This window comes from Streptomyces sp. NPDC032091, from assembly GCF_055580265.1.
This window is the reverse complement of the sequence record NZ_JBVILR010000025.1, coordinates 18,456-33,504: the sequence shown is the minus strand read 5'-3', so window position 1 is coordinate 33,504 and position 15,049 is coordinate 18,456. Positions and strand designations below refer to the sequence as shown.

The 15,049-nt window shown below is 76.0% G+C and carries 11 protein-coding genes; 4 read left to right on the top strand and 7 right to left on the bottom strand.

The annotated features are described in order from the left end of the window. Nucleotide 1 precedes the first annotated feature (1 nt). The 3 genes from ACZ5NJ_RS31180 to gdhA form a co-directional block, all read right to left on the bottom strand. Nucleotides 2-832: a thioesterase II family protein gene (locus ACZ5NJ_RS31180; RefSeq protein ID WP_468769198.1), complete on the bottom strand. Its 831-nt coding sequence runs from the start codon at nt 830-832 to the stop codon at nt 2-4. Beyond that, a complete protein-coding gene (locus tag ACZ5NJ_RS31175; protein ID WP_468769197.1) occupies nt 829-2,187 on the bottom strand; it encodes an AMP-binding protein in 1,359 nt (452 codons plus the stop codon). Before ACZ5NJ_RS31175 ends, ACZ5NJ_RS31180 begins: the two co-directional genes overlap by 4 nt. A gap of 186 nt (nt 2,188-2,373) precedes the next feature. Then, nucleotides 2,374-3,723 carry an NADP-specific glutamate dehydrogenase gene (gene gdhA, locus ACZ5NJ_RS31170; protein WP_468769196.1) on the bottom strand — a complete coding sequence of 450 codons (1,350 nt, stop codon included), beginning with the start codon at nt 3,721-3,723 and terminating at the stop codon, nt 2,374-2,376. Between the two features lie 187 nt (nt 3,724-3,910). Here gdhA and ACZ5NJ_RS31165 point away from each other — a divergent pair, with 187 nt between their 5' ends. Then, a complete protein-coding gene (locus ACZ5NJ_RS31165) occupies nt 3,911-4,399 on the top strand; it encodes an anthrone oxygenase family protein (protein ID WP_468769194.1) in 489 nt (162 codons plus the stop codon). Between the two features lie 21 nt (nt 4,400-4,420). On the opposite strand, the gene ACZ5NJ_RS31160 is transcribed toward ACZ5NJ_RS31165, so the two are convergent. Further along, nucleotides 4,421-4,987: an anthrone oxygenase family protein gene (locus tag ACZ5NJ_RS31160; protein ID WP_468769192.1), complete on the bottom strand. Its 567-nt coding sequence runs from the start codon at nt 4,985-4,987 to the stop codon at nt 4,421-4,423. 181 nt (nt 4,988-5,168) lie between these two features. Then, on the bottom strand, nt 5,169-6,560 hold the full coding sequence (lpdA, locus tag ACZ5NJ_RS31155; RefSeq protein ID WP_468769190.1) for a dihydrolipoyl dehydrogenase: 1,392 nt from the start codon (nt 6,558-6,560) through the stop codon (nt 5,169-5,171). A 276-nt stretch (nt 6,561-6,836) separates the two neighbouring features. Here lpdA and ACZ5NJ_RS31150 point away from each other — a divergent pair, with 276 nt between their 5' ends. The 3 genes from ACZ5NJ_RS31150 (at nt 6,837) to ACZ5NJ_RS31140 (ending at nt 13,097) form a co-directional block, all read left to right on the top strand. Next, complete coding sequence (locus ACZ5NJ_RS31150; protein WP_468769188.1) at nt 6,837-11,318, top strand: acyltransferase domain-containing protein; 4,482 nt, start codon at nt 6,837-6,839, stop codon at nt 11,316-11,318. Further along, nucleotides 11,318-12,166 carry a metallophosphoesterase family protein gene (locus ACZ5NJ_RS31145; protein WP_468769186.1) on the top strand — a complete coding sequence of 283 codons (849 nt, stop codon included), beginning with the start codon at nt 11,318-11,320 and terminating at the stop codon, nt 12,164-12,166. Before ACZ5NJ_RS31150 ends, ACZ5NJ_RS31145 begins: the two co-directional genes overlap by 1 nt. A gap of 154 nt (nt 12,167-12,320) precedes the next feature. Next, nucleotides 12,321-13,097, top strand: a complete 777-nt coding sequence (locus tag ACZ5NJ_RS31140) for a thioesterase II family protein (protein ID WP_468769185.1) — start codon at nt 12,321-12,323, stop codon at nt 13,095-13,097. A 233-nt stretch (nt 13,098-13,330) separates the two neighbouring features. On the opposite strand, the gene ACZ5NJ_RS31135 is transcribed toward ACZ5NJ_RS31140, so the two are convergent. Both ACZ5NJ_RS31135 and hflX read right to left on the bottom strand, forming a co-directional pair. Then, the gene (locus ACZ5NJ_RS31135) at nt 13,331-13,513 is read right to left on the bottom strand and encodes a DUF5302 domain-containing protein (protein ID WP_468769184.1); all 183 of its coding nucleotides are present in this window, start codon (nt 13,511-13,513) and stop codon (nt 13,331-13,333) included. Nucleotides 13,514-13,635: 122 nt separating this feature from the next. Continuing rightward, nucleotides 13,636-15,048 carry a GTPase HflX gene (gene hflX, locus ACZ5NJ_RS31130; RefSeq protein ID WP_468769182.1) on the bottom strand — a complete coding sequence of 471 codons (1,413 nt, stop codon included), beginning with the start codon at nt 15,046-15,048 and terminating at the stop codon, nt 13,636-13,638. Between the last annotated feature and the right edge of the window lies 1 nt (nt 15,049).

Here is a 15,049-nt window from a genome sequence, read left to right as displayed (position 1 = left end):
GTCAGACCGCCGTCGGCCGGGGCGCCGTCGGCCGGGGCGCCGTGAAGGCCGCCACGTCGTCCGCGACGGCGCGGGCCACCGCTTCGTGGTGCTCGGTCAGGTAGAAGTGGCCGCCGGGGAAGCTCCGGAAGGTGAAGGCCGCCTCCGTCAGCTCCCGCCAGGCCATGGCCTCGGCCACGCTCGTCCGCGGGTCGGACTCCCCGCAGAGCACGCTGACCGGGGTGCGCAGCAGCGGTCCCGGCTCGTGGCGGTAGGTCCCGAGGGCCCGGTAGTCGCCGCGCAGCGCCGGCAGGACCATCGCCCGCAGCTCCGGGTCGGCCAGCAGCCCCGGGTCGGTGCCGGCCAGCGCCTGGACGTGGGCGAGCAGGGCGTCGTCGTCCCGGGTGTGGAGGTCGTCGTGCCGCGCCACCTGCGGGGAGCGGCGGCCGGAGAGGATCAGGCCGCGCGGGCCCCCGCCGCCGGACGCCCGGCCCGTACCGCCGGCGGACACCTCCAGGCGGCGCGTCAGTTCGTACGCGAGGACCGCGCCCATGCTGTGCCCGAACAGCACCAGGGGCCGCCCCCGCCAGGGCTCCAGGGCCCGTTCCACCTCGTCGGCGAACCCCGCGACGGTGTCGGGGGACGGTTCGCCCAGCCGTTCCTGGCGGCCGGGGTACTGGACGGTGAGGACCTCGGCGTGCGCGGCGAGGTCGCGGGAGAGCGGGAGGTAGAAGGAGGCGCTGCCGCCCGCGTGCGGGAGGACGACGAGGACCGGCGCCGTGCCCGGGGCGGCCGGCGGGTGGAAGCGGCGGATCCAGGGGCCGCCGGCCGTCGTGGCGCGGGCGGCGCTCACCCGGCGGTCCCGTGGGGGGCGTCCGTCAGCAGGAGCTTCTTCTGCGGCTTGCCCATCGCGTTGCGCGGGATGGAGGCCACGAAGCGCACCTCGCGCGGGCGCTTGTGCACCGACAGGTGCGCGGCCACGAAGTCCGTCAGCTCGGCGCCGGTGACGCCCTCGGCGACGACGAAGGCCACGATCCTCTGCCCGAGGTCGGTGTCCGGGACGCCGACGACGGCCGCCTCGCTCACCCGGGGGTGGTCGAGCAGGGCGTTCTCGATCTCGCCCGCGCCGATCCGGTAACCGCCGGACTTGATCATGTCGATGGAGGCCCGGCCCACGATGCGGTGGACCCCGTCCTGGGGGTCGACGGCCGCGATGTCGCCCGTACGGAACCACCCGTCCGCGGTGTACGCGGCCGCGGTCGCCTCCGGGCGGCCCAGGTAGCCGGAGAACAGCGTCGGCCCGGTCAGCTGGAGTTCGCCGATGTCGGCGCCCGGCTCGGCGGCGATGCGGGTGCGGATGCCGGGCAGTGGGGTGCCGACGGTCCCGGGGCGGACCTCGCCGCCGGCGCGGCCGCTCACGGTGATCAGGGTCTCGGTCATCCCGTACCGCTCGACGGGCCGGTGCCCGGTGAGGCGCTCCAGGTCGCGGAAGACGGGCGCGGGGAGGGCGGCGCTGCCGGAGACGAGGAGACGGGCCCCCGACAGGGCGGCGGCGGCCTCCGGCGCGGCGGCGATACGGGACCACACGGTCGGCACCCCGAAGTACAGGCTGCCGCCCGCGGCGGCGTACGCCTGCGGGGTCGGGCGGCCGGTGTGCACGAGGCGGCTCCCGGTGCGGAGGGCGCCGAGCACGCCGAGGACCAGGCCGTGGACGTGGAACAGCGGGAGCCCGTGCACGAGGGTGTCCTCGGCGGTCCACTGCCAGGCGGCGGCGAGTGCGTCGAGGTCGGCGGCGAGGGCGGCGGCGGTGAGGACCACGCCCTTCGGGGCGCCGGTGGTGCCGGAGGTGTAGAGGATGAGCGCCGGGTCCTGCGGGCCGGCCGCGCGGGACCCGCCCGTCGTGTCGGAGCGGCGGGCGAAGTCGACGGTCGTCAGGGCGGCGCCGGAGTCCCGGAGGATGTGCTCGCGTTCGGCGGGGCCGGCGTCGGGGGGCAGGGGGACGAAGGGCACCCCGGCGAGGAGCCCGCCGACGGCTGCGGCGACGGTCTCCAGGGAGGCGGTCGCGGTGACGGCGAAGGCGGGGGCGCCGGCGATGTCGGCGGCCACGGCGCGGGCGGCGCCCAGCAGTTCCTCGTACGAGGCGGTACGGCCGGCTACGGCGATGGCGTCGGCACGGTCGCCGAACGTACCGTCTAGGGCGGTCAGCACGCGGTCACTCCCTGGGGTGGCGGAAGCCCAGGGTACGACGCCCCGCCACACTCCCACCCGAGCGGCACTGGTCCCACCGCCGGGCCGGCCGGCCCGGCGGGCCCGCGCCGGAGGGCACCGGCCGGACAGGGGGTGCGGGGGCCGCGCAGCGAGGGCGCGGCCCCGCGCCGTCGCGGGGGGCGGGGGTCAGATGACGCCCTGGGCCAGCATCGCGTCCGCCACGCGTTCGAAGCCCGCGATGTTCGCGCCCGTCACATAGTCGCCGGGGGCGTCGTAGCGGGCCGCCGTCTCGTGGGCGACGTGGTGGATCTCGCGCATGATGGAGGCCAGTTCGTCCTCGACGCGCTCCCGGGACCAGGCCGCGCGGCCCGCGTTCTGGGACATCTCCAGGGCGCTGACCGCCACACCGCCCGCGTTGGCGGCCTTGCCCGGGCCGAAGGCGACGCCCGCGGCCTGGAAGAGGTGGACCGCCTCGGGGGTGGTGGGCATGTTGGCGCCCTCCGAGACCGCCTTGACGCCGTTCGCGATGAGCGCGCGGGCGTCGTCGGCCCCCAGCTCGTTCTGGGTCGCCGACGGGAAGGCCACGTCCGCCGGGACCTCCCAGACACGGCCGCCGGGCACGAAGCGGGCCGAGGGGCCGCGGCGGGCGGCGTACTCGCTGACGCGGCCGCGCTCGACCTCCTTGATCTGGCGCAGCAGGGCGAGGTCGATGCCCTTGTCGTCGATGACGTAGCCCTGGGAGTCCGAGCAGGTCAGCGGGTTGGCGCCGAGCTGCTGGAGCTTCTCGACGGTGTAGAGGGCGACGTTGCCGGAGCCGGAGACCACGGCGGTGAGGCCGTCCAGGGAGACGCCCTTGACCGCCAGCATCTCGCTCGCGAACAGGACGCTGCCGTAGCCGGTGGCCTCGGGGCGGATCGCGGAGCCGCCCCAGCCCTGGCCCTTGCCGGTCAGGACGCCGGCCTCCCAGCGGTTGGTGATGCGGCGGTACTGGCCGAACAGGTAGCCGATCTCGCGGCCGCCGACGCCGATGTCACCGGCCGGGACGTCGGTGTGCTCGCCGATGTGGCGGTGGAGCTCGGTCATGAAGGACTGGCAGAAGCGCATGACCTCGGCGTCCGACCTGCCGTGCGGGTCGAAGTCGCTGCCGCCCTTGCCGCCGCCGATGCCGAGGCCGGTCAGGGCGTTCTTGAAGATCTGCTCGAAGCCGAGGAACTTCACCACGCCGATGTCCACCGACGGGTGGAAGCGCAGGCCGCCCTTGTAGGGGCCGAGCGCGCTGTTGAACTCCACCCGGTAGCCGCGGTTCACATGGACCCTCCCGCGGTCGTCCGTCCACGGCACCCGGAAGATGATCTGCCGCTCGGGCTCGACGAGCCGCTCGACGAGGCCGGCCTCTGCGTACTCGGGGCGCGCCGCGAACACGGGGGCCAGGGTGTCCAGGACCTCGCGCACGGCTTGGTGGAACTCGGGCTGGGCGGGGTTGCGACGCTCGATGTCGGCCCTCAGTACGTCCAGCCTCTGCTTCGGGTCGGTCACGTCAGATTCCTCTCCAGCGTCAGGGGCGGGCGTGCGGGCCCACGCGGGAGGGTACCGGTACGCCGGGTACCTGAGGAGGTACCGTCTCGCCAGCTGGGCCGGCCGCGTCCTCCGCCATGGTGCGTGGCGCGTTCCCGACCGCGGGACCGGACGGAGCGCGGCGGCGGGATCGAGGGGGGAGACCTGCATGGAGACGGTACGGTGCGCGGCGCTGGTCGCGGCGACGATCACGACGGGGCTGGTCAGCGGCCTGTTCTACGGGTTCTCGGTGGCGGTGATGCCGGGCCTGCGGGCCTGCGGCGACCGGACGGTCGTCGAGGCGATGCAGCGGATCAACGTGGCCATCCTCAACGGCTGGTTCCTGCTGGGCTATGTGGGTGCGCTGGTGTTCACCGGGCTCGCCCTGGTCCTCGGGGTGGCGGCCGGCGGGGGCGGTGGGACGGCGCCGCTGGCGGGGGCGTTCGCCGCTTACCTCCTGGCGGTGATCCTCACCGCCCGGGTGAACATCCCGCTGAACAACGCCCTGGCGCAGGCCGGCCCGGCCGAACGGATCGCCGACCCGGCGGCCGTGCGCCGCGCGTTCGAGGGCCCGTGGGTCCGGGCGAACACGGGGCGCACGGTGCTGTGCACGGTGGCGTTCGGGCTGCTGGTGTGGGCCCTGGTCGTGCGGGGGTAGCGGCCCGGGGGCCCGGCGGGGTCAGCGCGGGGTGGCGCGGCCGTGGAGGAGGAGGGCGCGGGTGAGGGCGGTGAGGGCGGCGGTGCAGAGCAGGGTGCGCAGGATGTTGGTGGTGACCCAGGTGCCCTTGAACTTTCCGACCACCGCGAAGCCGGTCATCGTGGCGGCGTCGCCGGCGTCGGCGAGTTCGTTGTTCAGCGGGATGTTCACCGCGAAGGTGATCACCAGGACCGCGAGGTAGGCGACGGCGGCCGCGCCCGCCCATCCGGCGGGGCCCCGTCTGCCCTTGCGGTGGGCGACGAGGGCCGCGGCGGCGGTGACGAGCAGCGCGAGGACGAAGACGCTGCCGAAGAGGCCGTTGCCGTCGATGACGGCGTTGATGTGCTGCATGGCGGTGACGTAGGTGCGGTCGTCGCCGGCGGCCAGGCCCGGCATCACCGAGACGTCGAAGGCGAAGAAGAGGCCCGCCATGAGGCCGATGAGGACGGTGGAGAGGGCGAGCAGCGGGCCGGCCGCCCGGCCGGCGGCGGACGTCACCCCGCCGCCCTGTGCGCCGTGTTCCGGGTTCGCGCCGTGTTCCGGGGTCATGGGTACGTCCTCACCTGTGGCGGGTGGCTGGATACCGGCGGGCGCGTGCCCGCGCGCGCTGTGATCCTGGCAGCCGTACGGGCTCCGTACCAGCGGTTCGCCCCGAAACGGCCGGACGGGCCGGGGAGTCGACCCCGGCCCGTCCGCCGGCGCGTATCAGCCGCGGCGGCGCGGCGCGGCGTCAGCCGTGGACGTGCAGCGGCTTGCCCGCGAGGGCCAGGTGGGCCTCGCCCAGGGCCTCGGTCTGGGTCGGGTGGGCGTGGACGAGGCTCGCCACCTCCGACGGCAGGGCCTGCCAGTTGAAGATGAGCTGGGCCTCGCCGATCTGCTCGCTCATGCGGGAGCCGATCATGTGCAGGCCGATGACGGGCCCGTCGGCGAGCTGGACGAGCTTGACGTCGCCGGCCGTCTTCAGGATCTTGCTCTTGCCGGTGCTGCCCGCGTTGAACTTGCTGACGACGACCTTGTCCTCGCCGTAGAGCTCCTTGGCCTTGGCCTCGGTGAGGCCGACGGAGGCGATCTCCGGCTCGCAGTACGTGACGCGCGCGACGCCGTCGTAGTCGATCGGGGTCACGGGCAGGCCCGCGACGCGCTCGGCGACCAGGATGCCCTCGGCGAAGCCGACGTGGGCCAGCTGGAGGGTCGGGACCAGGTCGCCGACGGCGGAGACGGTCGGCAGGTTGGTGCGCATCAGCTCGTCGACGACGACGTGGCCGCGCTCGACGGCGACGCCCGTCTCCTCGTAGCCCAGGCCCGCGGAGACCGGACCGCGGCCGACGGCGACGAGCAGCAGCTCGGCCTCGATCTGCTTGCCGTTCTCCAGGGAGACGCGGACGCCCGACTCGGTGTACTCGACACCGGAGAACCGCGAACCCAGCTCGAACTTGATCTTCCGCTTGCGGAAGGCGCGCTCCAGCGACTTGGAGATGTCCACGTCCTCGGCGGGCACCAGGTGGGGCAGGCCCTCGACGACGGTGACGTCCACGCCGAAGGACTTCCAGGCGGAGGCGAACTCGACGCCGATGACCCCGCCGCCGAGGATGATCGCCGACTCGGGAACGCGGTCGAGGAACAGGGCGTGGTCGGAGGATATGACCCGGTCGCCGTCGATGGTGAGGCCCGGCAGCGAACGCGGCTGGGCACCGGTGGCGAGGACGACGTGGCGGCCGCGGTAGCGGACGCCGCCGGCCTCGACCTCGGTCGGGGAGACGAGGCGGCCCTCGCCCTCCACCAGGGTGAGGTTCTTGCGCGCCTTCAGGGTGCCCTGGAGGCCCTTGTAGAGGCCGGCGATGACGCCGTCCTTGTACGCGTGGACCCCGGCCATGTCGATGCCGCCGAAGGTGGCCCTGACGCCGTAGGACTCGCTGCGGCGCAGTTCGTCGGCGACCTCGCCGGCGTGCAGCAGGGCCTTGGTGGGGATGCAGCCGTTGTGCAGGCAGGTGCCGCCCAGCTTGCCCTTCTCGATGAGGACCACGTCCAGCCCGAGCTGGGTCGCGCGCAGGGCACAGGAGTAGCCCCCGCTACCGCCACCGAGGATGACCACGTCGTACACGCCGTCGGCGGAATTCTCCATTGTGGTGATGCCCTTTCGTCTCCCCTGGCACGGGCCGGCGCATGACCAGCCCTCCCGGCATGCTCTCATCTCCCCCTGGCGGAGCCCGGTTTGGGGGTCTCGGCGTCCGGCGTCCTTCGAGCACGGGGCGGTCGCGCGGCGCGGTGCGGCCGCCCTCCAGTCCGCCTCCACCCGCGTGGTGCACCATCTCCCCCGCACGACCGCGTCGCACTACGGATGGGTGAACACGACACGATGGCCGAAGACACGGGCGGTTCGCTCCCGGGCGGTGGTGCCGTGCCCTCCGCAACGGCCGCGCTCCCGCACCCGATCCCGCGCCCCCTCCCCCACCCGCTCCCGTACGCCGTCTCCGGCGCCACGCCGGACGCCCTGCGCGCCCGCGCCCGGCGGTTGCGCGCCCGGCTGGGCCCGGACGGCGACGCGGCGGCCGGCGCCGGACTGTGCCGGGCCCTCGCCGGCCCCCGCGCGGCCCGCGCGCACCGGGCGGTGGTCGTCGCCGCCGACCGCGCGGAGCTGGCCCGCGGGCTGGACGCCCTGGCCCTGGGCCGGCAGGCCGCGGGGCTGGTCCGCGGCTCCGCGACGCGGGCGGCGGCCCTGGCCGTCCTCTTCGCCGGCCAGGGCGCCCAGCGGCCGGGCATGGGCCGGGGCCTGTACGGGGCGTTCCCCGCTTTCGCCGCCGCCTTCGACGAGGTGTGCGCGGAGTTCGGCGACGGCTTGCGGGAGCTCGTCTTCGGGGACGACGCCGGCGCCCTGGACCGGACGGGCACCGCGCAGCGCGCGCTGTTCGCCGTCGAGGTGGCGCTGTACCGGCTGGTGGAGTCCTGGGGCGTGGCGCCGCGGTTCGTCGGCGGGCACTCGGTGGGCGAGATCGCCGCCGCGCACGTCGCCGGGGTGCTGTCCCTGACGGACGCCGCCGCGCTGGTCACCGCGCGCGGGAGGCTCATGGACGCCCTGCCCGGGGGCGGGGTCATGGTCCGCGTCGGGGCGGCCGAGGAGCGGGTCGCCCGGCTGCTGGTCCCGGGCGTGGCCATCGCCTCCGTCGACGGTCCGGACGCCGTCGTCGTCTCGGGCGCCCGCGGGGCCGTCTGCGGTGTGGTGGCGCGGCTGGCCGAGCTGGACGTGAAGTCCAAGGTGCTGCGCGCCGGCCACGCCTTCCACTCCCCGCTGATGGACCCGGTGCTGGAGGAGTTCCGTACGGCCGTCGCCGGCCTGGACTTCCGGCCGCCGCGGACGGCGTTCGTCTCCACGCTCACCGGCGGCCTGGTGACGGACGCCGTCGCCCGCCCCGAGTACTGGGTGCGCCACATCCGCGAGGCCGTCCGCTTCCAGGACGCCGTCCGCGCGCTGGAGGCCGAAGGGGCCTCCGCCTTCCTGGAGTTGGGGCCCGACGGTCTCCTGACCGGCATGACCCGCGCCTGCCTCGCCGAGGGCGGCGCGGGCGCCGTCCTGGTGCCGGCCCTGCGCCGGCAGGGGGACGAGGTGCGGGCGCTGCTCACCGCGACGGCGACCCTGTACGTCCACGGCGCCCTCGCCGAACTCCCGCTGGGCATCCCCTCCGGCCCCCCGGACGCCGGCCGGCCGGCGGAGGCCCCCGACGGGGAAGGAGCGGGGACGGAGCCGCACGCACGGAAGAGGGACACGGGGACGGAGACGACCACGACCGCGACGAACCCGGCCCCGACCGGCATGACCGCGACGGGGCATCCGCTGGCCGCGTACCGGCTGGACCTCCCCGAGGCCGGCTCCGTCCTGTTCACCGGAACGGTCTCCGCCCGCACCCACCCCTGGCCGGCGGGCGGCGAGGTGCCCGTCGGCGCGGTCGTCGAGGCGGCCCTCGCGGCGGGCACGGCCCTCGGTCTGCCGGAGGTCGCCGAGGCCGCCGCCGAGGCCCCGCTGGTGCTGCCCGAGCGGGGCGCGGTCCGGCTCCAGTTGCTGGTGCAGGCGCCCGACGAGGCGGGCCGGCGCAGGCTGACCGTCGCCTCGCGGCCGGAACCGGCGGCCGAGGAGGAGCCGTGGTCACGGCACCTGACGGCGGCCCTGGCCCCCCGCCGGGCCTCGGCCGGGCCGGAGGACGGCCCCCGGCTCACCGCGTGGCCGCCGGAGGGCGCCGAACCGCTGGAGGTGGACGGGGAGCACCCCGCCCTGGAGCGGGCCTGGCGCCGGGGCGAGGAGTTCTTCGCCGAGGCCGCCCTGCCGGACGGACGGGTGGCGCAGGCCGGGGCGTACGCCCTGCACCCGGACCTGCTGGACGCCGCGCTGCACCCCGTACTGGCCGCCGGGGAGGGGACGTTGACGCCCGCCGCCTGGAGCGGGGCGGTCCTGTACGCGACCGGCGCCGCCTGCCTGCGGGTGCGGGCGCTGCGCGGGGCGTTCGGGGTGGTGGAGCTGGAGCTCGCGGACGCCGGGGGCGGGCCGGTGGCGGCCGCCACCGTGACCCTGTCGGCCGTGCCGGACGGCGCCGGCCGGGGCGGACGGCCCGTCGTCCCGCTGCGCCTGGTGTGGGAGCGGGCCGCCGACGCCCCCGAGGCGGCGGCCTCGGTGACCCGGGCGCTGGTCGGGGTCCCGGGGGACGGCGGGCGGGACCCGTCGGTGCTGCCGGACTGTGACGGGGCCCCCGTCTACCCGGGGCTGGGGGACCTGCCGGCCGGGGCCGGGCCGCCGGAGCTGGTCCTGGCTCCGCTGACGCGGGCCCGCGCGCCGCGGGAGATGTCCGGGGCGCGGGTGCGGGCCGCGGTGGGCGAGGTCCGCGAGCTGGTCGGCGCCTGGCTGGCCGACGAGCGCTGCGCGGGCACGGCGCTGGCCGTGGTGACGAGCGGCGCGGAGGCGGTGCTGCCCGGCGAGGACGTGCCCGACCTGGCCGGGGCGGCCGTACGCGGCTTCGTGCGCTCGGTGCAGGCGTGGCTCGCCGAGGAGGGCGCGCGGCGTCTCATGCTGGTGGACGTGGACGACAGCGACGCGAGCCGCAAGGCCCTGGTGCGGGCGCTGGGCGGTGCGGAGCCGGAACTGGCGCTGCGCGACGGCGTCGCCTACGCCCGGCGCCTGGTGCGGGCCGAGCCCGTCCCGGCCCGGGCCCTCGCGGCCGGCGGCTTGGAGTCGGTGCGGCTGAGCGGAGCCTCCGACGGCCCTTGCGCCGAGGAGGCCGCCCGGCAGCTGGTCGAGGGACACGGCGTACGGCTGGCGGGGCCCGGCGAGGAGGCGGCGGCGATCGTCCACCTGGCCGGGCCGGACGGGCCGTCGTTGGAGGCCGCGGTGGACGCCGCGCTCGCCCTGGACGGGCACACCACGCCGCTCGCGTTCGTCACCACCGTCGGGGGCGCGGTCGGCGCGGGCTGCGCCGAGGAGACCGCCGTCCTGGGGGCGTTCCTCACCGCGCTGGCGGCCCGCCGCCGGGCCGCCGGGCTGCCGGCGGCCGTCCTGGGCTGGGGCGCCGACCCCGAGGGCGTCCCGGCGGGCCTGGCGCCGCTGGCCGGGGCCGCCGGGCCGGCGCCGCTCGGGCACGCGCTCGCCCGGAGCCTGACCCTGGTCTCCGCCCGGCCCGACGCGGGCCCGCTGCGGGCCGCGGGCGGGCCCGTACCGGCGCTGCTGCGCGCCCTGGTCCCCGTACGGCCGCGCCGGGCGGCCAACCGGTGGTCCGCCGGGGCCGTTTCGCCGCGCGAGCGGCTGGCGGCGCTGCCCGCCGGGGAGCGGACGGCGGTGCTGACGGAGCTGGTGCGCGGGCACGCGGCCGCCGCCCTCGGGCACACCGGGGCCGAAGCGCTGTCCCCGGAGCGGCCGTTCACCGAGCTGGGCCTGCGGCCGGCGGCGGCCGTGCGGCTGGCCGGCGCGCTGCTCGGGGCGACCGGGCTGACGATCGCCCCGCTCGCCGTCTTCGACCACCCTTCGGTGACGCGGCTGGCCGGACACCTGGCCGGGCTGCTCGACGGGCCGCCGGAGGCCGCGTACTGCGCCCGGCGGGCCGGGGGCACGTTCGCCGGGCTGCTGCGGGGCGCCCACGCGCAGGGCCGTACCGCCGAGGGCGCGGCGCTGCTGATGGCGGCGGCCGAGCTGGTGCCGGGCTACGACTCCCGCGCCGGGGTGGCGCACTGGCCGGCCCCGGTCGGGCTGGCGCCGCACCGGGAGGGCGCGGCGGGGCTGTTCGCGTTCCCGTCGCTGGGCGCGGGCTCCGGCCCGCACGAGTACCTGGCGCTGGCGGGGGCCCTGGCCGGCGGCCGGGGCCTGACGGTGTTCGCACACCCCGGGTTCGCGGGGGAGGCGGTGCTGCCGCGCGGCCGGCAGGCACTGGTACGGGCGCAGGCGGAGGCGGTCGCCGCGGCGGCGGGAGCGGCGCGGCCGGTGCTGCTGGGCCACTCCTCCGGCGGATGGGTCGCGCACGCCGTGGCCCGGGAGCTTCTGGAGATCGGCGGAGAGGCGGCGGCGGTGGTGCTGCTGGACACGTACGCGCGGAGTGAGGGCCGTCATGGGCTGGAGGTGCTGACGGAGCGGATCCTCGACCCGGACGGCCCGCTGGGGGTGCCCGACGACGGGCGGTTCCTGGCGATGGGCGGCCACCTGCGGGTGTTCGCCGACTGGACGCCCGAGCCGGCGGCGGCGCCGACGCTGCTGGTGCGCGCCGCCGCGTCGGCGGCCTCGGCCGCGGGCGGCTGGGAGTACGCCGACCACGTGGCGCAGGTGCCGGGCGACCACTTCTCGCTGCTGGACGCGGACGCGGGCGCGGTGGCCGCCACCGTGGACGGCTGGCTGCGGAAGGTGGCCCTCTGATGGCGGCGGCCGGGCGGCTGCTCGCCGTGTCCGACCTGCACGTGGTGCACGCGGAGAACCGGCGGCTGGTCGAGGAGCAGATCGTCCCGACCTCCCCGCGGGACTGGCTGCTGGTGGCCGGGGACGTCAGCGAGACGGCGTCCGAGATCGAGTGGGCGCTGGGCCTGCTGCGGGAGCGTTTCGCGCGGGTGGTGTGGACCCCGGGCAACCACGACCTGTGGACGCCCCGGGACGACGCGGTCTCCCTGCGCGGGGAGGCGCGTTACCGGTACCTGGTGGAGATGTGCCGGGGCCTGGACGTGCTGACCCCGGAGGATCCGTACCCGGTGTGGGAGGGGGAGGGCGGCCCGGTGGCCGTCGCCCCGCTCTTCGTCCACTACGACTACTCGTTCCGGGCCGCGGGGCTGACGAAGGAACAGTCCCTGGCGGCCGCCCACGAGTCGGGGGTGGTGTGCACGGACGAGTTCCTGCTGCACACCGACCCGTACCCGGACGCGGACAGCTGGTGCCGGGCCCGGGTGGCGGCGACGGAGGCCCGCCTGGACGAGGTGGACCCCGCCCTGGGGACCGTGCTGGTCAACCACTACCCGCTGGTCCGGGAGCCCACCGACGTCCTGCGCTACCCGCAGTTCGCGCAGTGGTGCGGGACCACCCTGACGGCGGACTGGCACCTGCGCTACCGGGCGGCGGCCGTGGTCTACGGGCACCTGCACATCCCCCGGACCACCTACCACGACGGGGTGCGCTTCGACGAGGTCTCCATCGGCTACCCGCGCGAACGGCGCGTGCGGGGCCTGACGCGCGGTGTGCTGCGGGACGTCCTGCGGCCGCGCGAGGGCGGGGGCTGAGCGGAGGCGGGGCGGAGGCGGGGCCGGGCTCCCGGCCGGGTCCGGTCCGGGCTCCCCCAGCGGTCTTCGAGCGGGCGGCGAGCGGCTGCTGGTGCCGTGGGAGCGACGGGTGCGGCGCGGGCCGCGCCCGCGCGACGAGAGGACGGACCTCCCCATGGCGGACCCCCAGGCCCTGCGCGAGCTGTGGCTCAGGCAGTACCACCCGGCCTCCGACGGCGCGCCCACCCTGGTCTGCTTCCCCTACGCGGGTGGTTCCGCCGCCTACTTCCATCCGCTCTCCGAGGCCCTGTCGCCCGGGGTACGGGTGCTGTCGCTGCAGTACCCGGGCCGCCAGGACCGCCGCTCCGAGCCGGTGCGCACGGACCTGCACGCCCTCGCGGACGAGATCGCGCGGGTGCTGTCCGCCGCCGTCGACGGCCCGTTGGTCTTCTTCGGCCACAGCATGGGTTCCACCCTCGCCTACGAGACCGCGCGGCGGCTGGCGGACGGCCCGGACGGGGAGCGCGTCCTCGGTCTGGTGCTGTCGGGCCGGCGCGGCCCGTCCACGGTCCGCCACGAGGACGTCCACCTGCGGGACGACGCCGGAATCATCGAGGAGGTGGTACGGCTGGACCGCACCAGCGCCGCCCTCCTCGCCGACCCGGACATCGCCGCGATGGTGCTGCCGGTGCTGCGCGGCGACTACACGGCGGTGGAGACGTACGCGCCGCGTCAGGGGCCGCGGCTGCGCTGCCCCGTCAGCGTCCTGACCGGTGACGCCGACCCGCAGGTGACGGCCGAGGAGGCCGGGGCGTGGGAGCGGACCACGGACGGCGCCTTCCGCCTGCGCACCTTCCCGGGCGGCCACTTCTACCTCAACGCGCACCGGGAGGCGGTGAGCGCGGCACTGGCCGAGGACCTGGCCGCCTTCGCCCGGCCGGCGCGCGTGTGACCGCACCGCGCGGGGCGGGAAAACCGAGGGGCCAGTTTTCTTTTTCCGGACCGCCGGGCTTTTCCGGTATGCGGGCCCGGAAATTCGAATGCGCTCCCGGAGGCCGCGCTGTATGGTCTCCCGAGCCGCGCTCCAGCGAAATTCGAGCGGAGTGTGCGGGAACAGAAAAAGGGCTGCCGCGACCCGGCCGGTGACCGGGTCGCGGCAGCCCGCGCGTTCGGGGTGGAAAAGCGTCAGCCGGCCTTGCGGCGGAAGGTCCGGTTCTGGCCGTTGGGTCCGTTGAAGCCCTTGATCTTCAGACGGCCCTCGTGGTGGGCCTGCTGGGCGCGGGAGTTACGGGCCTTGCGCTCCAGAGCCTCGCGGAACTTGTCCTTGCCCTCGGCCTCGGCGGCGTGGTTTTCCGGCTTATCAGTCATGGGTTACCTCCTGGGCTTTTTCTAGAGCACTTTTATTGTGACATCCGAGTGGACGTATGGCGACCCTCTTCCGAGGGAATGGCGCAATTCCTGCGGGAATGGCGCGCGGGGGAAGGGTGGAATCAGGCGGCGTAGGGGGAGAGTTCCGCCGCCAGGGCGGCGTCGACGTTGGCCTTCAGGAGGGTGCCCGTTTCGCCGTGGCGTTCGGAGAGGATCTCGCCGTTCGCGTGGACGCGGGCGACCAGGTGGCCCTCGCTGTAGGGGATCAGGACCTCGATCTCCGTTTCGGGGTGCGGGAGTTCGGCCTCGATGCGGGCCAGCAGGGCGGCGATGCCCTCGCCCGTGCGGGCCGAGACGGCGATGGCGCCGGGTTCCGCCTCCAGCAGGCGGGCCAGGGCCTCCGGGCTGGCGGTGTCGGCCTTGTTGACGACGACGACCTCCGGGACGCCCGCGCCACCCACCTCGCCGACGACCGCGCGGACCGCCTCGATCTGGGCCTCCGGGTCGGGGTGCGAGCCGTCGACCACGTGGAGGATGAGGTCCGCCTCGGCGACCTCCTCCAGCGTCGAGCGGAACGCGTCGACGAGCTGGTGCGGCAGGTGGCGGACGAAGCCCACCGTGTCGGCCAGGGTGTAGGCGCGGCCCGCCGGGGTCTCCGAGCGGCGGACGGTCGGGTCCAGGGTGGCGAACAGGGCGTTCTGGACGTGGACCTCGGCGCCGGTGAGCCGGTTGAGGAGCGAGGACTTGCCCGCGTTGGTGTAGCCGGCGATGGCGACCGAGGGGACCTTGTTGCGGCGGCGCTCCTGGCGCTTGAGGTCGCGGGCGGTCTTCATCTCGTCGATGTCCCGGCGCATCTTGGCCATCTTGTCGCGCAGCCGCCGCCGGTCGGTCTCGATCTTCGTCTCGCCGGGGCCGCGGGTGGCCATGCCGCCACCGCCGGCCCCGCCGCCGCCCATCTGCCGGGACAGGGAGGCGCCCCAGCCGCGCAGGCGCGGCAGCATGTACTGCATCTGCGCGAGCGCCACCTGGGCCTTGCCTTCGCGGGAGGTGGCCCGCTGGGCGAAGATGTCGAGGATCAGGGCGGTCCGGTCGACGACCTTGACCTGGACGAACTCCTCCAGCCGGACGAGCTGCGAGGGGCTCAGCTCGCCGTCGCAGACGACCGTGTCGGCGCCCGTCTCGATGACGAGGTCGCGCAGTTCCTTCGCCTTGCCGGAGCCGATGTAGGTGGCCGGGTCCGGCTTGTCCCGGCGCTGGATCACCCCGTCGAGGACCAGGGCGCCGGCCGTCTCGGCGAGGGCGGCGAGCTCGGCGAGGGAGCTCTCGGCCTCCGCGACCGTGCCGGAGGTCCAGACGCCGACCAGCACCACGCGCTCCAGGCGGACCTGGCGCTGCTCGACCTCGACGACGTCGCGGAGTTCGGTGGAGAGGGAGGCGACGTGGCGCAGGCCCGTCTCCTCCCGCGCGTCGATGGCCTCGGCCGTGCCGATCGGGCGGGTCGAGGGGGTGGTCGCGGGCTGTTCGTTCGCGGTCATG